The sequence below is a fragment of the Myxococcus sp. CA051A genome (assembly GCF_013336705.1).
In the GTDB taxonomy this organism is placed as follows: Bacteria; Myxococcota; Myxococcia; order Myxococcales; family Myxococcaceae; genus Myxococcus; species Myxococcus llanfairpwllgwyngyllgogerychwyrndrobwllllantysiliogogogochensis.
In genome coordinates this window covers 256,356-275,872 of sequence record NZ_JABUMS010000013.1, presented here as the reverse complement: position 1 = coordinate 275,872, position 19,517 = coordinate 256,356, and the positions used below count along the sequence as shown (strand labels likewise).

The window sequence follows — 19,517 nt, the reverse complement described above, 5'->3', positions numbered from 1 at the left end:
AGGGGATGCCACCGTTTCGATGCGGGGCACCGGGTGGTGCCGGGCAGGCGGGCGGGTGGACGGCACGTGGCGCGGGCCGCGCTCCTGGGTCCGCCGGGCCCCGCTGCCGGGGGCGCGCTCGGAGTGGTAGTTGTTTCGCTCGGAGGTTGGCGCCGGCCCGGGGAGCCCGCCACGCCTCCTTACCCCCAGAGCGAGCCCCGGCCCCGCGGGGCGCTCCGTCAGACATGGCCGGGCCTCGCGCCCGAACCTGGAAGGACCCTATGCGTTTCAAAGTCACTCTGTTGCTGCCCATCGCGTTGCTGGCGTGGGGCGTGATGCCGGCGTGCTCCGGTGATGACGATGACAAGCCCGGCGATGATGGTGGCTCCAATCCCACCGACTCGGGCACCGACGCCGGTAGCCACCCGGGCGACGGCGGCACGGGCAACGCGTCCTGCCCCACCGGCGCCATCCTCTGCGAGACGTTCGAGAACGGCTCCGCGGGTTGGGATGTCGGCCGCGAGCACTCCACCATCGAGGCGGACGGCACGAAGCCTCACACCGGCGCGCGCTCGCTGCACATCGTGACGGAGGACGGCATCGACGAGAAGCAGGGCGAGGGTGAGGCGATTGCCCGCTGGATGAAGAGCATCCCCCCGTTCGAGACGCAGCTCTTCGTGCGCGCGCACGTGTTCATGAACGCCTTCCCTGGCGACCAGGGGCAGATGGGCACCTACTTCGTCCTCTTCTCCGACACGAACTCGGACTTCGGCGGCATCGAGCTGCAGGTCATCCGGGACACGGGGTTCGCGCTCGATGACTGGTCCGCGAGGACGGGGCAGGGCTGGAATCGTCAGGGCCCGCCCGTCAACCTGGGCATGTCCACCGGCCGCTGGGTCTGCCTGGAGTGGGAGGTGCGCCGCCCCACCGCGTCGAGCACCCACGGCAACGCGCGAGTCTACGTGGACGGCGCGCTGGCCCACGACTTCACCGACATCGGCATGCGCTCCTTCAACAACTTCTGGGTGGGCTACGGCTTCGTGCATCCGCAGGGGCCGTCGGCCTCCGAGACGTGGGTCGACAACCTGGTGGTCAGCCGCACCCAGCGCGTCGGCTGCGAGTAGCACCCGGCCTCACCGCCGGCCCTGGCGCACCCCGGGGCCGGCGGCTCGTTCCTCCCCGTCGCGCGACACCTGTCAGGACGGGTTGATATGGTTCGTGTGTAATTAACACGAAGTCTCGCCGCCTATTCGCGGCGGAGGTCTGTCAGGAGCGGGTCATGTCGTTGAAGGAGCTGGCGCGGCAAACGGTGCGAATCGCGGAGCTGGGGACGTATGAGGCGCCCTCGGGGCGGAGCGTCTCGCTGGGGAACCTGGTGGCGCTCGCCGTGAGCGGGACGTTGCTGTACCGGCCCGACGACTTCGGGCGGCTCCCTCCCTTCGCGCCGGGCCTGGAGCGTCCGGACCTCCACATCGAAGTCACGGGCGAGAAGACGGGGCAGGCCGCTCGGCGGTTGGTGGAGGAGGAAGGAGAGACGCGGGTCGCCGCGCTCAACTTCGCCTCCGCGAAGAACCCGGGCGGCGGCTTCCTGGGCGGCGCGAAGGCGCAGGAGGAGGACCTGGCGCGCTGCTCGGCGCTCTATCCGTGTCTGCTCGCGCAGCGGGGCTACTACGACGCGAATCGCGCCGAGCGCTCGATGCTGTACACCGACCACCTCATCTACTCGCCGGACGTGCCGTTCTTCCGGGGCGACTCGCTGGAGCTGCTGGAGCGGCCCTTCTGCCTCTCCGTGCTCACCGCGCCCGCGCCCAATGCCGGTGAGGCGCTTCGGGTGGACGTGGGCCTGCGGCCTCAAATCCACGAGGTGCTGCGCGCGCGGGCGCTGAAGGTGCTCCAGGTGGCGGCGCACCAGGGCCATGAGGTCCTCGTCCTGGGAGCATGGGGCTGCGGCGTCTTCCGCAACGAGCCGGTGGAGGTCGCCAACGCCTTCTCGCTCGCCCTGGCGGCCCTGCCCGGCGCCTTCAGGCGCGTGGTGTTCGCGGTGTACGAGCGGAGCGGTGACGGGCCCAACCCGCGCGCCTTCCGCGAGCACTTCGCGTGACGTGGCGTCGGGGGGGCGGGGCGGCGGATTTAACTCGGTTTAATTCCACCTCCGCCCCGGTTTGGACGACAACTCCCCAAGCATTCACTTCAGGGGGAAGTCGATGACAGGGGATTGGGGCGGTCCGGGGGAATCGCCGATGGCTGGGGGGCGGACGGCGGAGCTCGCCGTGCTCGCGAGCGGGACTTCATGGCTCCTGCCGGCGCGGGATGCTCGCACCGTCCGCGTCCTCGTCGGCCCCACGGGGATGTTGTCGGTGCTCCAGGACTTCGCGCGCGGCGTGGGGGGCGCCGCCGCGGGTCCGGGCATCGCGGGGGACGACCTCTGCTTCACGGGGTGGCAGGTGGACTTCGACGTCACCCTGGACGAGGGGCTGGCGGCGTACCACCAGCTGCTCTCCGCTGGAGCGCTCTCCGACGAGGTGTGCGAGGCGCGCGGCGTCTCCACGGCGACGGTGCGAGTCGTGGTGGGGGAGGCCCGCTTCGTGGGCTCGGAGTCGTGGCTCGGTCGCGAGGCCAGTGTCTTCACCACCGACGAGCGCACCGGGCGCGAGGACTTCCAGTACACGGCGCTCCTGGGGAATCTCATCCTGCGCAGCCGGGGCGAGGTGGGCGATGCGCACAGCCACGTCCACGAAGTCACGCTGACGGGGGTGGCCCACCAGCTCGTGCAGGCGCTGCGCCGGGTCCACCCGAGGACCGCGACGCATGACGACACGGCGGTGCTCGTCTTCACGGCGGACGAGGCCGAGCGGCTGCGTCAGGGCGCGCGGGACTGGATGCTGGCCGCCGAGGAGGGACACCCCGCCGGCGAGGATGGCACCCCGGAGTGGGTGCGCGGGCTGGCCAGCGCGGAGTCCGCGGAAGAGGCCATCACCCGGCTCTGCACCTCCGCGAGCGATGCGGCCCGCGTGGCGGAGCGTGTGCTGGAGCTGGGCGCGTTCCTGCTGGAGTCAGAGGCGGCGGCCCAGGTGTGAGGCGTGGCGCCAAAGAGGGCGCCCATGCATCAGGGATAGCGAGCGAAGACGGGCACCGCCATGGACACCGGCTCCGAAGAAGAGAGCTCCGGCTCCGTGGTGGTCAGCGGCTGGTAGGCATCCACGGGCGCCGCGCAACCGACGACGAACTCAGCGGCCTCGCGGAGTTTCTCCAGGGCGCGCTCCGTGCAGTGCAGGGTGACGAGGGGAAGGAAGCCCGGCTCACTCATCCACTTCACCGCTCCCAGCAGGTGATGCGCGCTCAGGAACCCCATCACCTGGTCTCGCAAGGCGCGGCTCTCCTCTCCCGCCGCGAGCAGGACTGCACGCCTGTCTCGCGGGGGCGGCGGGGGCTGTCGAGGCCCACGCTCTTCCCGGGGCATGATGATGGTTTCAATCCACATCGGAGCGCCCTCCGGACGGAAATCCCAATGGCGCGCTGACCAGGTGAGGCTGCTTGCTCCCTGGCCATTGGGACGCTGGGGAATGATGCGCGATTTCACTTCGAGTTGTTTCGCTTCGCGCGCCAATTCCTTCTCGGAGGGCGACAAATTGTGAAAAATCGGAGTGACCCTGAAACACACGATGTCTGGGGTTGGCCCACAGGGTGGGCGGATTCCGCGTAGTGGCGAACCCTCAGTCGTTGACGGCTGGACATAGGGATACGGCCGGAGGGTGTGTCAGGCTGGGGCACATGAGACCTGGCCGCGCGGTGACGCCCGAGACGCTGTCCCTGTCGCTTCTCACCCCGCGTGAGGGCGAGCGAGCGCCGCGCGGCGAGGGCGGTTCCTGAGTCGGTCCGAGGTCGATCATGCCCACCGGAACGCCCTCTCCCCGCAGTCGACGCAGGCGCACTGAAGGCACCGTCTCGCGCGCTGCCCGTGCGTCGCGAGAGGACGCGTCGCGGGCCGGAACGCCGCGAGGGTTGGGGCCGCCCGCCGTCTTCGTGGGGCGCAAGCAGGAGCTCCAGCGGCTGGGCACGTTGCTGAAGCGCGTGCGCACCGGCGTCGTCTATGGGCTGCCAGGGGTGGGCAAGTCCGCGCTGGTGGCCGCCGTCGCGGCGCGCCACCGGGGGCCGGTGGTCCACCGGCGCATCGCCCCTGGAGACACGTTGGACGCCGTGGTCGACGACGCGCGCCGCCTCTTGCGCGAGGCGCCCGTGGCCCAGGCCTTGTCGGATGACTCGCGACTGGAGGATCTGGCGCGAGAGCTGGAGGCGCGCGGGGCCTTGTTCGTCCTGGACGACCTGCACGTGCTGCGGCCGGAGGAGCGGCTCGCGTTGGTGGAGGGGCTCGGCGGGCGGCTGCGCCAGGGCGCGTTGCTGGCCACCTCGCGCGAGGAGGTGCCGCGCCAGGCCACCAGTCCGGACCGCTTCGAGCTGCGGCTGGATGGGCTGCCGGAGGCCGCGGCGAAGCTGCTGTGGCGGCAGTTGGACACGCTCTATGGCGCGCGGGAGGGCTTCGCCGCGGCGTGGGCCCGCTCGCGGGGCGTGCCGTTCCTCCTCAGGCGCGCGCATGCGAATGACGCGGACGTGGAGGAGCCGGTGCGCGCCGCCCTCGCCGCGCTGCCTCCGGACGAGCGGCATGTGGCCGCCGTGCTGGCCCTGTCGGAGCTGCCACTGCCCGCCTCGGCCCTGCGCGACGTGCTGCCAAAAGAGGCGGCGGGCGAGGCGCTGCGGCGGCTCTCCGCCCGGCTCCTCGTCGAGACGGACGCGCGGGGCCGCCACGGCGTCCACGACCTGGTGCGCGAGGCCTTCCAGACGTTGCTCGACGCCGACGAGGCACGCGCCGCGCACGAAGCGCTCCTGGGGTTGCTCGCGCGCGAGCCCCTGCCGGAAGTGGTGCGGGTGCGCGCGATGTGCCGCCATCTCCAGGCACTGGGGCGCCATGAGCAGCGCCGTTCCTTCGTCGTCGAGCAGGCGGAGGCCCTCGTGCGGCAGGGCGCCGCGGGGGAGCTTTTGGCACTGCTGGGCTCGCTGCCGCCCGCGCTGTGCACACCGGACGTGGGGCTTGCGCGCGCCCGTGCCCAGGTGCGGCTGCTGGACTTGCGCCGCGCGTACGCGGAGCTCGCGGCGCTGCTGGCCTCACTGGGAGACGCGGAGGATGCGCGGGGCGCGGGGCTGCGCGAGCAGGTGGGCACGGTGCTGGTCCGGGTGGCCCTCTTCTCGCTGGAGCTGCCCGCGTGTGAGCGGACGCTCGGGTCCATGCCCATGCCGCGCGACGCGGAGGTCTTCCTCCAGCAACTGCTCGCCTGGGCCGCGCTGCGCTTCTTCCAGGGCCGGTTGGATGAGTCCCTGGAGATGCTGGACGCCGCGTGCGCCGCATCCGACGACAAGCGCGTGCTCGGCTGGTGCGCCTATGCCCGCGCGCTGATGTGCTGGATTGAAGGCCGGGACGAGGGGCTCGAGGAGCCCCTGAGCCAGTGTCTGTCCTTGCTGGAGGGCGCGCCGCTCGACTCGCGCGGGCCGCTGGTGGCCGCGATGTCCGCGGGCATCCTCAGTCGGCTGGGGCGCTTCACGCAGGCGCAGGCCGCGCTGGATGGCGTGCGGGAGCGGCTGGGACAGCTGGGCGCGCCGAGGCTCGCGCTGGAGCTGGACTGCATCGCCGCGCTGGTGCTCGGAGAGCGGGGCGAGCGGCGCGCCGCGCTGGCCGGTCTGCGAGAGGTGGCCGTGCGCGCGGAGCAGGGCGGCTATCTCTTCGTCCACCACCTCTCCCGCGTTGGCGCGGGCCGCATGCTGTTGGAGCTGGGGCGGCGCGCGGAGGGGCTGGCGCTGCTGGACGAGGCGGCGGCGGATGCACGCGCGCGCGGCGCCGAGGGACTGGTTCGCGCCGCCGAGACGGCCCGCTCCTCGGACGTACTGCGGCAGGTGGAGCGCCCTGGCGCCGTGGAGCCTCGCGAGGTGCGTCCGGGCGTGGCGGCGCGACAGCGGGCGTTGGCGGCGCTGGCCGCGGCGACGGCGGGCGACAGCGTGCGCGCGGAGGGACTGCTGGCGTCGCTGGAGCCCCTCGCGCGAGGCGAGGACTTCGCGATGGAGCGCGCGTTGGCCCACCTGTCCCGGGCCATGCTGCACCGGCTCTCCGAGCGCGCGACGGAGGTCCGGGGCTCGATGGAGGCGGCGGCGCGCTCCGCGTCGGAAGGCGCGGCGGACCCGGAGCTGATTCCGGAGCTGGCGCGCACGCTCGCCTCGCTGCGGGTGGTGACGTCCGACGGCTCCCGGCTCGCCGTCGAGGCGCCCGTCGCCGCCTCGGACGCGGTGGTGCTGGACGCCAGGGACCATGCCCTGCGAGCCGGAGGCCACACCGTCTCGCTGGCCACGCGCGTGCTCCCTCGCCGCCTGCTGTACGCCCTGGCTCGCCAACCCGGGCGCACGCTGTCGAAGGAGGCGTGTGTGCGGGCCATGTGGGAGGCGGACTATGACCCCCGCCTGCACGACAACGCGCTGCGCGTCCACGTGCGCCACCTGCGGGAGGTGCTGGAGGGCACCGGCGCGCGCCTTCTGTTCGAGGACCCGGGCTATCGCCTGGAGGTGCCTCGGGGCTTCGCCTTCGTCCGCGACGAGCCCGGCGCGTCCTAGAGCGGCAGGTCCACCACGAACGTCGCGCCACCGCCGGGCGAGTCCTCCACGCGGATGTGGCCGCCGTGGGCCTCGACAATCTGCTGGACGATGTAGAGCCCCAGCCCCATGCCTCCGCGCCGCTGCGCGTTGTCGCCCTGGGTGAAGCGCTCGAAGATGCGCTCGCGGTCCTTCTCCGGGACGCCCTGCCCGTTGTCCCGCACCATCAAGCGGAGGGTGCCGCCGTAGCGCGCAAGCGAGAGGAACACGGGGTTGCCCGAGCCGTAGCGCAGGGCATTGGACAGCAGGTTGCTCACCACCTGCTCCATCCGCAGCCGGTCGAAGCGGCCCATCATCGGCCCCTCCACCGACGCATTGAGCTGCACTCCTGTCTGACGGGCCTCGTCTCCGAAGCGCGCAACGAGGTCGGAGACGACGGCCGCGAGGTCGCCCTCGGTGAAGTGGAAGTCCAGCTTGCCCGTCCGGATGCGGCTGACATCCAGCAGGTTGTCCACCAGCGCGCTCAGCCTGCGCAGTTGTCGCTCGGTGGCCTCCAGCTTCGCCTGCACCTTGACCGAGCCGAGCGTCTCCGTGGGCGCGCTTTCGCTCATGCGCCGCAGCAGCTGGGCCTGGAGCCGCAGGGACGTCAGCGGCGTGCGCAGCTCGTGGCTGGCCAGCGAGAGGAAGTCGTCGCGCGTGCGCACCGCTTCCTGCAGCGCGAACTCCGTCTCCTTCAGCGCGGTGATGTCCAGGATGGCGCCCCGGATGACCACCACCTTGCCTGTCGCGTCGCGCAGCACCCGGGCCCGGCTGGTGAGCCAGTGCCACGAGCCGTCCGGCCAGTACGTCCGGAAGGTGGAGGTGTACGAATCCGTCTTGCCCGCGAAGATGTCATCCAGTTGCGACTGGACGCCCGGCCGGTCGTCCGGATGCAGCGATTCGATGAACCTCTCGTGGGTCCACTCCGTCAGCGGATGCGGATAGCCGTAGAGACGGTCATGTCCCTCCGAGCGGAACACCTGCCCGGTGGCGAGGTTCGTCTCCCAGACGGCCATCTGCGCCGAGTCCAGCGCCACCTGGAAGCGCTCGCCGAGCTGACGGAAGCGCTCCTCGGTCCGCGCCACCTCGTTCTCCGCGCGCTGCCGGCGGGTGATGTCGGCCGCGAGCACCCACGTCTCCTCGCCGACGACCTGGACATTCACGTCCAGCCAGGTGCGCGAGGGCAGCTCCGCCAGGAAGCGTCCGCCTTCGCGGGTGGCGAGCGCGGCCATCAACCGCTCATGCAGGGACGTGCCCGCGAGCGCGGGCTCCGCCACCCACGGCTCCTGTCCCCGGAGCTGGTCGGCGGGGAGGCCCAGGAGCGCGGCGGCGCGGCCGTTCACCTCTCGAATCCGCCCATGGGCGTCCAGGCAGAGGAACGCCTCGCTCATCATCTCCCGCAGCACACTCAGGCGCGCGTCGGCGGAGAGGCCCGCCTCGTCAGCGGCGGCGGCGGGCAACACTCGCGGGTCGTGGGAGGTGTCTTTCGAGGAGCCGGACACGGGGGACGGCGCGGGGTTCATGTAGAACTGAACCGTCCCCTGGCGCTCCAAATGCGTCAAGTCGCCTCCTTTGTTCGGAGAATCGTGACGCGGGCCTGCGTCCGCACGCCGGGCCATCCACCGGAGCTTGCTTCGACCCCTCTTCCGGCTGACTCCGCGAGGCGGACGGGGCATGCGGCTCAGGACCCGCCTGAAAGCGCGGTCGGGTCCTCGATGGGTGTCGGCATGACCCACAGCCCCGTGGGCTGGAGGTACGCCTGGTCGAAGGCGTAGAGGATGCCCGTCCACCGGTCCATGAAGACGGCCCAGTTGTACTCCGTGGGCGGAGACGTCAGGGGATTCCCATCGCGGTCCGGCTGGCTGTACGCATAGTCGGCGTAGTTCCAGACCACCGTGCCGAACTCCGTGCGCAACAGCGGGGTGAGAATCTGGAGCAGCGCGACGCGCGACACCTCGTCCGGTCGCGGCACCGGGGGCGAGAAGACGGGCTGCGCCATGTCATGTTGCTCGCGCCAGGCGATGTAGTTGTTGCCCATGGCCACCAGCGCGTCGCGCTCGGCGGGTGTCGGCGCCACGCGGGCCTTCTCGTAGAGCGCGAAGGCGGCCACCAGCAGGCTCTTGTAGTGCATCCCCGGGAAGACCTGCTCGAACAGGTAGGGACGCGGGACGTCGTATGCGTGCGCCAGCGCGTAGGCATACGCCTGCGAGGCCTGCGCGGGCACCGAGTCCACCAGCGTGAACTCCGTCAGCACGCGCTCCGGCGTCACCGCGCCCGCGCCCCGGCGCCAGTCCAGGTACAGCTGCCCCGAGCCGCCGATGTCCGTGAAGATGGCGAGGTTGCCCTCGTGGAGCGTGCGCTCCAGCGTCATGACGATGCTCTCCGCCTTGTCGAGCGGCCAGAAGCCCGGAGCGCTCCAGTAGAGCGCGGCGAAGCGCGCGGCCGTGGCGGCCAGCGTGCGCACGTCCAGCAGCGCCGCGCCGTTGAGCGACGTGATGAGCGCGGCGAGCGAGGAGGCCGCGTCGATGGGAAGTCCGCGCAGCACCAGCTCCAACCCCAGTTGCTCGGGCGAGACGCGCAGCTGGGCGTTGAGTCCCACGCGCTGGAGCGCATGGAGCACCGACAGCGAGGGCTGCCCACGCGCCGCGGCGATGATGCGCTTCGCGATGGCCGTGCCCAACATGCCCTCGCCTCCGGTCTGCGAGGCGTGGGGCGCGAAGGTGAACCAGTTGGGCCGCACGGCGCTGGCGCCGCCGGGTTCGAGCGTCGGGTCCAACACCGCGCCCAGCTCATAGGCGATGGCGATGTAGCCCAGGGTGATGCGGCGATTGTCCTCCAGCGGCGTCGCCGCCGGCTGGGCCAGGGCGGACGTGGAGGTCAGCGCGGTGGCCAGCGCCAGGACTGAGAAGAGGTGGAACGGGGCAGGGGAGCGGAGCTGTCGCATGGGAAACCGTCTCGGAGTGGCGGGGCCCTGGGGAGGTAGTCACGGGCCAGGACCTTCCCAAGCCGTACCGGCGTCGCCGCATTGCAGCAGTGTCCGGAGGTCGACGAATCCAGGCCGTGCGATTCCCATGCGTCCCATGAGCGGGGCTGCACGAAGGAAGGCGGGAGTGCGTCACGCCCTCACAGGTGTCGAGCGGCGTGCTCCACCCACAGCGAGCCCGGCGCGGTGAACACATCCGTCGCGCGGCCCTCCATCACCCACCAGCCTCCCCGGGCGAGCTCCTCCTCGAGCTGTCCGGGGGCCCAGGCGGCCAGGCCCTCGAAGGTGAGCGAGGCGCCGACGGGCAGGTGAGGCTCCCGGCTCCCCTCGTACCAGGAGAGGCCGCCTGGCAGGGGATGCGCTCCCTCGGGTGGCGGCCTTCGCAGCGTCAGGGTGATGCGGTGCTCCGCGCGGACCGGCCCGCCCCAGCGGTCCACGCCCACGGGCAGCGGCTGGTCCTCCTGGGTGCGCACGCGATTGAGCACCAGCCCCCAGGTGCTCCGCGCCTCGCCCGCGTCCAGCAGCAACACCACCGTCTCGTCGAAGGCGCCAGACACGCGGCCGGGTCTGGCGACGAGGAGCGAGCCCGGCTTGAGCTCCACGGGCTCGTGCTCCAGCGCCTTGAGCGCGTCGATGAGGCGGGGAAAGAGCACGAGCATCGACAGCGCGAGGAGGAGCAGCATCCATCGCAGGGGGCGCCGGGCCAGGTGCCTCACGTCGCCACACCTGGGCGCCGGAGGCCACACGTCCGCGCTGTCGATGCGCTCACGCTCACGGCTTGCGAAGCGGCGGGGTGGGCTGCTGGAGCTCCGCCAGGTGCTCCGCCTTGAAGCGGGCCAGGGCCTCGTCCGGGTCGATCTCCTCGAGCCGCTCGGCCTTCGCGCGCGAGGACGCCGTGAGCTGCTCGAAGTCGGGGAGGTCGGACAGGTCGCGCTGCTTCTTGCCGCCGTGCAGCCAGCGCAGCGTCAGCACGAAGATGACGTAGATGCCGAGGGCGATGAGGCCGTACTTGAGGAACCACTCGGCCAGCCCGATGACGATGCCGATGGAGGCAATGGCGAGCAGGATGCCGATGGAGAACAGGAAGATGAACTCTCCCGACAACCACTTGAAGGCGAGCACGCCCAGGCCGACCTTGATGAGTGTCTGCTGGTCCTTCTTCTCCATGAAGTATTCCCCCCTGGGCGGTGGCCGCGGGCGTGAGCCATGTGGTGCCCTCCGCGTGCCACCCTGCGGACAGCATAAGTTGAACAGCGGGCGACTGTAAGGGCGGACGGACGCGAGGTCGCGACCTTGCTGCCGTCCGGGGCCCCTGCCTCTGTCAGCGCCTCGCGTGCCAAGACCGCTCGTCCTCCTGTTGTGGCTTCTCCTGGCTGGCGCCTCCGAGGAGGAGGCGGGAGTTTCGCGTGTCTTCCCCGTGGAAGTCGTCACGGAGGTGCTGCGCGACTGGGTGGGGCTCCTGTGGGTGGGAACGCGCGAGGGGCCTTATCTTCACGACGGCCATCGCTTCCGGAAGTTCCAGCAGGAGCTGGGCCAGGAGGGCTCGCTGGTTACTTCAGCCGGGCCAGGTCCAAGGGAGTGTCCACGTCCTCGGAGCCGCCCGGGAGCAGGACGGTGGCGACACGCGAGGGCTCACGGGCAATCACCTTGCGCGCACCTTGCTCGGGGGAGAGCGACTCCAGCTCCGCGAAGACCGAGCGAGCGAACAGGGCAGGCACGCCGCGAGTCCCGTCGTACTCGGAGGCCACGACGGGGGCACCGGTGCTTCGCCACATGGCCACGAGCGCCGCCAGATGCGCGGCATCGACGCGAAGCTGGTCGCACAGCATGACGAGCACGGCCTCCGCGGCAGGCGCGTCGGTTGTCGCGAGCATCGCCGCGAGTCCCGCCGCCAGCGAGCCACCCGGGCCGAGTGCCCAGTCGGAATGCGCCACGGTTCGAACGGGCAGCCCGGTGAGTTCCGATGCAATGGCTTCTTTGTGAGCGCCCAGGACGACGACGACGGGCCCACCCAGGCAGAGGGCCGCTTCGGCGGCGCGACGAACCAGCGTCTGGCCTTGATGGACAACGAGCTGCTTGGGGTGCCCGAGGCGAGAGGAGCCTCCCGCCGCCAGCAACACCACGCCCACCGTTGCGCGCTCGGCGGTCACGCGAGCTTCCGCACGGGAGGCGTCGCCGCCGTGTGGATGGGCGCCTGTCGCTCGCGCAGCTTCCCTCCCTCTCGGTCCGCGACGACGGCCTGAAGCTCGGCGACGATGGACAGGGCAATCTCCTCCGCGCCCTCCGCGCCCAGGTCCAGCCCCACGGGCGCGTGCAGCTTCTCCAGCATCGCCGCGCTGGGCGCCGGAGAGAGCGCAGCGAGCAGTCTGTCCGTGCGAGAGCGAGGCCCCAGCACGCCCAGGTAGCGCAGGGCCCGAGGCAGCAGGCCCGCCAGCAGCTCCTGGTCCTGGGGCAGGCTGTGCGTCATCAACACAGCCAGCGTGCGTGAAGACAGGGGCACCGTCGCGGCGGCCTCGCGCGCCTTCGCGGACACCACCGCGTGCGCGAGGGGAAAGCGGCGCCGCAAGGTCTCCGTGGGGCGATCCGCGACCACGGTCACCTGCCATCCCAACCCTGCCGCCTGCACCACGACGGGCGCCACATCGAAGCCGCTGCCAAAGAGCACCAGCGCATGCGGAGGCTCCACCACCTCCACCAGCACGTCCGCGCCGCCACACGGGCCGCTCCAGGTGCGCCCCACCTCCAGCGCCTCGCGAGCCGCCTCGCGAACGGCGTCCCCCAGGGGGCCCGCGATGTGACCGGCCTCCAGTCCGTCATCGCGCAACATCAGTCGCGCACCGACGGCGTGCGTGGGCCCCTGGTACACGGTGGCGACGACGGCTCGCCGTCCCAGGTTTCGTGCCTCGGCCGCGAAGGCGAGCGCATCCACGGGGCCCGGCTCGCAGCGCTCCAGCAAGACATCCACGACGCCATTGCAGCCGAGCGCGAAGGACAGGCCCCCTTCGTCCTCGGCGCCTTCTCCCGTGGAGTCGTAGCGCAGCACGCGCGGGCCGGTGCTCGTCCAGAAGAACGCCTTGCGGACGATGTCTGCCTCCAGGCAGCCGCCGCTCACTCCACCCGCGAGCCAGCCGTCCTCGCCCATCAACATCCGGGCGCCGGGCTTGCGGTATGACGAGCCGGACACGGCGACCACCGTGGCCAGTACCCAGGGGCCCCGCGAGTGCGCGCGGGCGCGGAGGATGGCGTCCAGGTCCTTCATGTTCCGCCGCGCAGCCTAGCAGAGGCGCGGGCGTCAACCGACTCCGGAGCCTTCGTGTGTCTTCACTGGCACGGTGTGTGTCGTGAACCGGGCGATGACCCGCGCGGCGAGTCGTGAGCCTTCCACACAGAGGAACACGAGGAGCACCGGCTCGATGAAGTACTTGAACCGCATGTTCTCGCCCTTCTCGAACAGGATGCTCACCGTGGCGACGTACAACACGGGCAGCAGGAGTCCAGCCACGCGGAGCCAGGCCGCTCGGCCCTCGAGTCGCCTCGCGGCCATTCCCCCCGTGAGGAGCAGCAGCAGCCAGAGCACGGGTGAAGAGAAGAAGAAGTCGAGCGGCTCGCGCCACGGCAGCCGGTCCACCAGGACATTGGGCTGGTAGCGACTGGAGGGCTCGCCATACAGCGAGGCGTTCTCCGCGAAGGAGGCCAGCGTCGTGGAGAGGGGTTGTTCGAGCAGCGCCCGGCGGCACACGTACTTCAGCCCCGCCGAGTAGCGCAGGGCATCCAGGTGGTTGTAGTTGTAGTAACCCCCCAGCTTCTCGTCCTGGCGCAGCACGGCGGCGCTCGAAGGGGAGGGCAGCCCCGTGGGCAGCACGTTCGAGGGCAGGCGCATCGCGCCGAGGTCCGGCTCGCCCAGGCCAATGGCTCGACAGAAGTTGAGTCCGTCGAAGGTGGACGTCATGGACGTGCCGAAGAGCGCGAGCTGCTTGGCGACGTAGGGCCCCGCGAACAGCGCCACCAGCGCGACGTACCGTCCCACGCGCCGGAGGGGAACGTTCCTCAGCGCGAGGCACAGGGCCACGAGCAGGAAGAAGGGCCACTGGAAGATGGAGCGCAGGAAGAAGAGGACCAGTGACGCGGTGGCGAGCCGGGCGATGGAGCCTCCTTCTCGCTGAAGTCGCCACAGTTCGAAGCAGAACCACAGGAAGGCGAGGGCGCTCGCGGCGGTGCTGTCCAGCAAGGTGGCGAAGGCGAGGGCGCCAGGATGCAGCGCCGTCACCACCGCGCCGACGATGGCGGCGGCCCTCCCCGCCACTCGATGCACCCAGGCGAAGACGAGCGTCACGGTCGCCGCGAACACCAGTGCCCAGGCGACGTAGGTCCACCGGTCCACGGCGTCCACCAGGGCGGCGCTGTCGAGCGAGCCGTGAAGCCCTCCGAGCACCGCGCGCAACACGTCCAGCAGGGGAGGCTGGATGTGCAGATACCAGAGGGAGCGCACCGGCTCGTCGCGCAGCTCCCGGAGCGACAGCGTCTGCATCATCCGCTCGGAGTTCCACGCCTGGAAGCGCAGCCCGTCCGTCGTGAACCGGCGGAACAGCGCCTCCAGGACGAGCAGGAACAGGAAGGACACGGAGAAGACGACGCCCTGCTCGCGTCGGCTGGCGACACGGCGGACGGGCTTCACGGGAGGGGCCGAGGGGACGGCAGAGGAGTCAACCACCGCGGAGGAGTCTCGCAGCCTCTCCGGCATCTCGTACAGGGGGCCTCACTCGCCTGGCTCCAAGGCCCCTGGAGTCGCGAGAAGGGGCACGGTCGAGGTCAGCGCAGGGGGCGCGCAGCCCCCGTGCACACAGGCGTGCTGTGCCCGTGAAGAGCTCGGCACGTGGCTCCCTCCGGAAGTCAGGGCCTACTCCCGCACCCACTTCCGGCGAAGCGCGAGGGCTGCCAGGGCCTACTCCCGCACCCACTTCCGGCGAAGCGCGAGGGCCGCCAGGGTCAGCAGCCCGAGAGGACCCGCGAAGCTACTGCCCGTTGCTCCGCAACCCCCGTCATCGTTGGACTTCCCGGGTGAATCCGTTCCCGAGTCAGGCGCCCCAGCATCCGGAGTCCCCGGCCCCGCGTCAGGTGTCCCGGAGTCCGGAGTGCCTGGGCCCGCATCCGGCGTCCCGGTCACCGGTCCCGAAGAATCCCCGTAGGCACCGATGTGTCCCGGGCTCGTCACGGTGCGTGCCTCCGCCGCGACGTGCTTCACATACTGCCAGTCCACTGTGAGGGACGCGGCCTCGGAGGGAGGCGCCACCGCGGCCCCGCGCAGCGGCGAGCCCGAGGCGAGGTGGAAATCCTGGCCATCCAGGTTGACGAAGCCGGGCGTGGTGCCAGTGAGGTTACCGCCGGTGTCCACGACGGAGCCCGTGAGCGTGCCGAAGGTGGAGACGTAACCCGGCTTGTACCAGTTACCGCCATGTCGCAGCGTGCCAGCCTCGTCCGTGAGCGACACCGTGTTGCCTCCCACCGCGGCCACCAGGACGACATTGCTCGTGACGTGCGCCGTCTGGGCATTCGTCGACAGCCGCAGCAGCGTGGTGCGGTCCGTGCGCGAGGAGACGATGGTGTTGTGGAAGAGGTACAGCTGGGAGCGGTAGTCCGCCGTCGTCCCGTTGTCTCCGCCGAAGTGGATGATTTGCCGGTTACCGGCGCCCGCGGGCTCCAGCAGCACGTTGCCGTAGACGAACGTACGAGCGTAGGACGGGGCCGCGCGAACGGCTACGCTGTCGGACTCCACCAGGTCGAGTTGCCGGTTACCGCCCTCAATCCAGTTGTACCGGATGACGGTGCCGGCGGACCGGTCCTTCAGGTTGTTTCCCAGACACCCCGAGCACAGGGGCCCGAAGCGGTTGAACTGGAAGGTGATGCCGAGCGCCTCGGTATATGCATTGTGCTCGTAGATGCTGTCGACGTTGCCATTGCCGAGGATGTGATTGCGCTCGACGAGCAGGTCCGACGTCTCGTTGGCGACGAACAGGCCATTGCCGCTGTCCTCCAGGACGCAGCCGCGAATCGTGAGGTGCTCGCCCTTCTCGATGAAGATGGCGGCCGCGTTGTCGCTGTAGGTGGAGGCCCCGCTGCGACCGGTGAACGCACCTCGTGCGCGGCGCAGGTGCAGGTCCTCCACCACGAGATAGGCGGGCATCGTGTCGGCGGGCGTGTTGGAGCCGCCAATCTTCAGGATGCCGCGCTGCTCGCTCCAGAAGTTGAGCTGCGAGCGCGTCGTCGCGTTCTCCCCGACGATGACCGGCAGGTTGCCCGCCGCGTCGCGCACCCCGCGCACGGTGATGGGCGCGGAGGCCGTGCCGCGCACACCCAGCACCCACTTCTCCGCGTAGGGCGTCGGGCGGGCATGGATGAACACCGTGTCACCGGGCTGGAGCGACTCCCAGGGCACGGCGCCAATGCTGGCGAGAGGCTGGCCCGGGCCCACGCGGTACTCGGCGGCCTGGGCGACGAGCGACTGAAGCAGGACGAAGAAGACCCATCGGAAGCGGTGCATTTCACGGAGTGTGACGCGGCTCCGGTGGGGCGGTCCACCGGGTGTCGTGGCGGGGCGGGCGACGCGGGGCCGACTCGTGGGAAAGGAGGACAGGGGGACTGGATGATTCCTCCGGCCCGGAGTGTAGTTCTCCCCCGCATGCCCCTTCTGCGTCAGGTCATCGTCCTCCAGTCCCTCCGCGAGCTCGGTCGCCTGGCCCCGGACCTCGCTCGCAATCGGGCGGAGCGCTCACTGGAGGCCAGCCTCCAGAGTCTGCGAGAGGCCAGCCTCACGACGCTCGGCATGGAGCTGGATACGCTGACGCTGTTCGATGCGCGCTCCGTCGTGCGGTTGTTCGCGCACGCGGAGCAGGCGCGCATCCTCGCCCACTTGATGGACGAGCGGGCCCGCACCCTCGCGGAGCATGGCGACTTCGTGGGGGCGCTGTCGGACACCGTCTACGCGGGGCAGCTCCTCGCGTGCTCCCGTCAGCGCTTCGGCGTCCTGCGGGACGCGGGCGCGGCGGATGCCCTGGAGCGCGAGCTGCCCAAGCCGCCGACCTGAGCGGCCTTGAGGGCTCAGGACGCGGCGCGGGCGCGGGGCCTGCGAGCGACCTCCGCGCCACAGGCGACCGCGTGACGCGCGAGGGCTTCGTCCAGCGCCGCGTCGTCCAGCTTCACGCCCTTCTCGCGCCAGAGATTGTCCACCTGGAGCACGCCCTCGCGCACGCGGGCTTCCAGTCGCCCCACGAGCTGTCCCCGGTGCAGCAGCGGACACACGTACCAGCCCCACTGTCGCTGCGCGGCGGGCTTGTAGACCTCCCAGATGTAGTCGAAGCCGAACGCCACGCTCACCAGCCCCCGGTCCCAGAGCACCGGGTCCAGCGGCCCCAGGATTCGCATCCGAGCGTCGGGCTCCGGAAACTCTCGCTCCCGAAATCCCGAGGGCGCCAGGTACCGTCGGGGCGAGCCCGGCACGGTGACTTCCTCCAGGAGCCCTTCGGCGACCAGCGTGTCGGGCAGCGCCGAGGTGCGCACGTCGGACAGCATGGACCAGTGCGGTCCGCTGGCGCGGCTCAAGAGGCCGGCGGCCTCCACGCGTTCGCTCAGGGCCCAGCGCTCGAACGTGTGTTTCACCCGGGCGTCGGCCATCCGGGGCAGGGCGCGTCCAGGCACGTCGTACACCTTGCCGCCGGGGCCGCGTCCGCACACCACCACCTGGCAGCGCGTCCAGAGCACCTCCAGCGCCATGGCGGTGGCGCGCGCGGTGCCCTTCCATCCGCTCCAGTCGATGGGCACCACCGCGCCGTGGTCCTTCAATTCGCGAGAGGAGGACGGGCCTCGCTGCGTCACCTCGTCCAGCACGGCGTGCAACACCGGCTCGGGGATGCGCTTGAGCCGCTCCTCCAGCCGCCACCAGGGGGCCTGGGCCGCGCGCTCGCGGTAGTACGGGAAGGCGCTCGCGGGCAGCAGGCAGCGCTCCTTGGCGAAGTGCTCGAAGGCGTGGCCCGGCAGCAGGTGGCGGTACACGTCGCCGCGAGCGATGCCCTCCACGCGCGCCAGCGCCACCAGGTCCGCGTTGGTGCCGATGACATCCAGCGGGTCCAACTGGATGCAGCGCAGCGACTTGAGGAGCGCGCGAACTCCGCGCGCCCCGGGAGGAAACAGGGGGCGCGCGAGTCCCAGGTGTCCGACGAGGTAACGCCGCGCCTCGTCGGGCTGCAGCACGGTGGGAACGGGAAGCGAAGTCGAGGGCACGGCGCGGACGTTAGTCGCTGCCCCCTGGCTCAGTCGCGCTCTGGAGGTGCGTCTTCTTCCTCTTCCTCGACGGCGCGGCCCGAGGGCTCGGGCACCAGGCGGGCTTGCCGCTGACTGGCCTCCCAGGACTCCTCCGCGTCGTGGGCGTGGACGACGGAGGCCTCCGCGTCATCTTGCGCGCTCGCCCAGGTGGTGTGCCCTCCGGCGTAGCCCTCCAGGGGCCGAGCGCCTCGTCGCGCCTCCACCTCCAGGTCCTTCTGCTCCTGCTCGCGCAGCCGCTGTCGCTCCTGCTCGCGTTCGCGCTGGTGCTGCCGGTCGATGATGGGGTCGTCCGCCATGGCGCTGACACCTCCTGTCAGCAACCTGCGGACGACGCCCGAAGACGACAGCGAGGCGGTGCACGGGGCCGAAGGGACGCATGCTCGGTGGGCGAGCGGTATTCCCCCGCTCGCCCCCGCGTCGCTCAGCCCTGCCGCATGCGCAGGACGACCTTGCCCGTCGCGCGCCGACTCTCCAGTTCGCGCAGGGCCTGCGCTCCTTGTTCCAGCGGGAAGACGCTGCCCACCACCGGCTCGAGGATGCCCTGGTCCGCCATCGCCTCCAGGTCCTTGGCGATGGTCGCCGTCACCGACGGCTCATGGAGGAGGAAGCCGCCCCAGGCCACGCCCACGACGTCGATGTTGCGCAAGAGCAGCCGGTTCACCGCCACCTCGGGAATGCGGCCTCCCGCGAAGCCCACCACCAGCAGCCGTCCCTCCGGCGCCAGCGCCTTGAGGCTCTTGTCGAAGATGTCGCCGCCCACCGGGTCCACCACCACGTTGGCGCCCAGTCCGCCCGTCTTCTCCTTCACCTGCGAGAGCCAGTCCCCGCTCGACAGCAGCACCTCGTGTGCCCCGGCCTTGCGCGCCACCTCCGCCTTGCGCTCGTCACTCACCACCGCGAGCACCCGCGCCCCCGCGCCGCGCGCCACCTGCACGGACGCTGTTCCCACGCCGCCCGCCGCGCCATGCACCAGCACCGTCTCGCCGGCCTTCAAGCGCCCGCGCCGGTGCAGCGCGAAGTGCGCCGTGTGGTAGTTCATCACCACGCCCGCCGCCGCCTCGAAGCTCCACCGCGCGGGGATGCGGAACACCATGTCCGGCGAAATCGCCGCCACCTCCGCGAAGCCTCCCAGGCCGAAGCTGAACGCCATCACCCGGTCGCCCGGCTTCACCGTCGCGCTCGCGGGCGCGGAGCGCACCACGCCCGCCACTTCCACGCCCGGCACGAAGGGCACGGGCGGCTTCAACTGGTACTGCCCCCGTGTCAGCAGCAGGTCCGGAAAGCTCACCCCCGCGGCCACCACGTCGATGAGCACCGCATCCGCCGCATCGGGCTCCGGCACCTCCACCAGTGTGAGGCCCTCGGGTCCTTCCAGTCGCTGCAACTGAAGTGCGCGCATGTCCCTTCCTCCCAGCGCGGGAGCCTCGCGCACCCCAGCGCATCCGCAAAGGGACACACGGTGGCTGCCCCGTGGAACTCCCCGTCAGGCGCGGCGCGGGGCGCGCGTCTCCCGAGAGGATTTCCGGCGTCCGGCCGGTACAGCCCTACACGCCCTGGGTGCTTGAAGTCG

At 71.1% G+C, this 19,517-nt stretch carries 17 protein-coding genes; 5 read left to right on the top strand and 12 right to left on the bottom strand.

Annotation, left to right across the window (positions count from 1 at the left end; translation table 11 throughout):
- Window positions 1-260: 260 nt before the first annotated feature.
- The 3 genes from HUA74_RS32680 to HUA74_RS32670 all read left to right on the top strand — a co-directional run bounded on the left by HUA74_RS32680 (window position 261) and on the right by HUA74_RS32670 (window position 3,056).
- Window positions 261-1,103, top strand: coding sequence for a hypothetical protein (locus HUA74_RS32680; protein ID WP_174457654.1), 843 nt, complete (start codon window positions 261-263; stop codon window positions 1,101-1,103).
- Window positions 1,104-1,258: 155 nt separating this feature from the next.
- Complete coding sequence (locus tag HUA74_RS32675; protein WP_174457653.1) at window positions 1,259-2,080, top strand: TIGR02452 family protein; 822 nt, start codon at window positions 1,259-1,261, stop codon at window positions 2,078-2,080.
- A 139-nt stretch (window positions 2,081-2,219) separates the two neighbouring features.
- Window positions 2,220-3,056, top strand: coding sequence for a hypothetical protein (locus HUA74_RS32670; protein ID WP_174457652.1), 837 nt, complete (start codon window positions 2,220-2,222; stop codon window positions 3,054-3,056).
- A 29-nt stretch (window positions 3,057-3,085) separates the two neighbouring features.
- Here the strand turns inward: HUA74_RS32670 and HUA74_RS32665 are convergent, their stop codons facing one another.
- The gene (locus HUA74_RS32665; RefSeq protein WP_254614659.1) at window positions 3,086-3,346 is read right to left on the bottom strand and encodes a hypothetical protein; all 261 of its coding nucleotides are present in this window, start codon (window positions 3,344-3,346) and stop codon (window positions 3,086-3,088) included.
- 635 nt (window positions 3,347-3,981) lie between these two features.
- Between HUA74_RS32665 and HUA74_RS32660 the strand changes: the two genes are divergently transcribed.
- Window positions 3,982-6,630, top strand: coding sequence for a winged helix-turn-helix domain-containing protein (locus tag HUA74_RS32660; RefSeq protein ID WP_174457651.1), 2,649 nt, complete (start codon window positions 3,982-3,984; stop codon window positions 6,628-6,630).
- On the opposite strand, the gene HUA74_RS32655 is transcribed toward HUA74_RS32660, so the two are convergent.
- From HUA74_RS32655 to HUA74_RS32620, 8 genes are all read right to left on the bottom strand, one after another.
- Window positions 6,627-8,210 carry a PAS domain-containing sensor histidine kinase gene (locus HUA74_RS32655; protein WP_254625335.1) on the bottom strand — a complete coding sequence of 528 codons (1,584 nt, stop codon included), beginning with the start codon at window positions 8,208-8,210 and terminating at the stop codon, window positions 6,627-6,629. The genes HUA74_RS32660 and HUA74_RS32655 overlap by 4 nt on opposite strands.
- 119 nt (window positions 8,211-8,329) lie before the next feature.
- Complete coding sequence (locus HUA74_RS32650; RefSeq protein WP_141645985.1) at window positions 8,330-9,592, bottom strand: hypothetical protein; 1,263 nt, start codon at window positions 9,590-9,592, stop codon at window positions 8,330-8,332.
- A gap of 179 nt (window positions 9,593-9,771) precedes the next feature.
- On the bottom strand, window positions 9,772-10,347 hold the full coding sequence (locus HUA74_RS32645; RefSeq protein WP_174457649.1) for a YqgE/AlgH family protein: 576 nt from the start codon (window positions 10,345-10,347) through the stop codon (window positions 9,772-9,774).
- 55 nt (window positions 10,348-10,402) lie between these two features.
- On the bottom strand, window positions 10,403-10,798 hold the full coding sequence (locus tag HUA74_RS32640) for a hypothetical protein (RefSeq protein ID WP_174457648.1): 396 nt from the start codon (window positions 10,796-10,798) through the stop codon (window positions 10,403-10,405).
- Window positions 10,799-11,181: 383 nt separating this feature from the next.
- A complete protein-coding gene (locus HUA74_RS32635; RefSeq protein WP_371817338.1) occupies window positions 11,182-11,781 on the bottom strand; it encodes an NTP transferase domain-containing protein in 600 nt (199 codons plus the stop codon).
- Window positions 11,778-12,890 carry an XdhC/CoxI family protein gene (locus HUA74_RS32630; protein WP_174457647.1) on the bottom strand — a complete coding sequence of 371 codons (1,113 nt, stop codon included), beginning with the start codon at window positions 12,888-12,890 and terminating at the stop codon, window positions 11,778-11,780. The genes HUA74_RS32635 and HUA74_RS32630 overlap by 4 nt, the downstream gene beginning before the upstream one ends.
- A 33-nt stretch (window positions 12,891-12,923) precedes the next feature.
- Window positions 12,924-14,342, bottom strand: coding sequence for a hypothetical protein (locus HUA74_RS32625; RefSeq protein WP_174457646.1), 1,419 nt, complete (start codon window positions 14,340-14,342; stop codon window positions 12,924-12,926).
- 231 nt (window positions 14,343-14,573) lie between these two features.
- Entirely contained in the window at window positions 14,574-16,169 is a 1,596-nt protein-coding gene (locus HUA74_RS32620; protein ID WP_174457645.1) for a right-handed parallel beta-helix repeat-containing protein, read from the bottom strand.
- Between the two features lie 138 nt (window positions 16,170-16,307).
- On the opposite strand from HUA74_RS32620, the gene HUA74_RS32615 reads away from it, so the two are divergent.
- Window positions 16,308-16,712 carry a hypothetical protein gene (locus HUA74_RS32615; RefSeq protein WP_141645991.1) on the top strand — a complete coding sequence of 135 codons (405 nt, stop codon included), beginning with the start codon at window positions 16,308-16,310 and terminating at the stop codon, window positions 16,710-16,712.
- 14 nt (window positions 16,713-16,726) lie between these two features.
- Here HUA74_RS32615 and HUA74_RS32610 read toward each other — a convergent pair whose 3' ends face one another.
- The 3 genes from HUA74_RS32610 to HUA74_RS32600 form a co-directional block, all read right to left on the bottom strand.
- Window positions 16,727-17,905: a winged helix DNA-binding domain-containing protein gene (locus HUA74_RS32610; RefSeq protein WP_174457644.1), complete on the bottom strand. Its 1,179-nt coding sequence runs from the start codon at window positions 17,903-17,905 to the stop codon at window positions 16,727-16,729.
- Between the two features lie 29 nt (window positions 17,906-17,934).
- Window positions 17,935-18,243 (bottom strand): hypothetical protein, encoded by a 309-nt coding sequence (locus HUA74_RS32605; RefSeq protein ID WP_174457643.1) that lies wholly within the window; start codon window positions 18,241-18,243, stop codon window positions 17,935-17,937.
- 125 nt (window positions 18,244-18,368) lie between these two features.
- A complete protein-coding gene (locus tag HUA74_RS32600) occupies window positions 18,369-19,346 on the bottom strand; it encodes an NADPH:quinone oxidoreductase family protein (protein ID WP_174457642.1) in 978 nt (325 codons plus the stop codon).
- Window positions 19,347-19,517: the final 171 nt, after the last annotated feature.

Bases quoted from the DNA above. Each gene is read 5' to 3' on its own strand.
- HUA74_RS32600 (WP_174457642.1), bottom strand. From the start codon at position 19,346: ATGCGCGCACTTCAGTTGCAGCGACTGGAAGGACCCGAGGGCCTCACA.
- HUA74_RS32670 (WP_174457652.1), top strand. From the start codon at position 2,220: ATGGCTGGGGGGCGGACGGCGGAGCTCGCCGTGCTCGCGAGCGGGACT.
- HUA74_RS32605 (WP_174457643.1), bottom strand. From the start codon at position 18,243: ATGGCGGACGACCCCATCATCGACCGGCAGCACCAGCGCGAACGCGAG.
- HUA74_RS32615 (WP_141645991.1), top strand. From the start codon at position 16,308: ATGCCCCTTCTGCGTCAGGTCATCGTCCTCCAGTCCCTCCGCGAGCTC.
- HUA74_RS32675 (WP_174457653.1), top strand. From the start codon at position 1,259: ATGTCGTTGAAGGAGCTGGCGCGGCAAACGGTGCGAATCGCGGAGCTG.
- HUA74_RS32640 (WP_174457648.1), bottom strand. From the start codon at position 10,798: ATGGAGAAGAAGGACCAGCAGACACTCATCAAGGTCGGCCTGGGCGTG.
- HUA74_RS32620 (WP_174457645.1), bottom strand. From the start codon at position 16,169: ATGCACCGCTTCCGATGGGTCTTCTTCGTCCTGCTTCAGTCGCTCGTC.
- HUA74_RS32630 (WP_174457647.1), bottom strand. From the start codon at position 12,890: ATGAAGGACCTGGACGCCATCCTCCGCGCCCGCGCGCACTCGCGGGGC.
- HUA74_RS32650 (WP_141645985.1), bottom strand. From the start codon at position 9,592: ATGCGACAGCTCCGCTCCCCTGCCCCGTTCCACCTCTTCTCAGTCCTG.
- HUA74_RS32680 (WP_174457654.1), top strand. From the start codon at position 261: ATGCGTTTCAAAGTCACTCTGTTGCTGCCCATCGCGTTGCTGGCGTGG.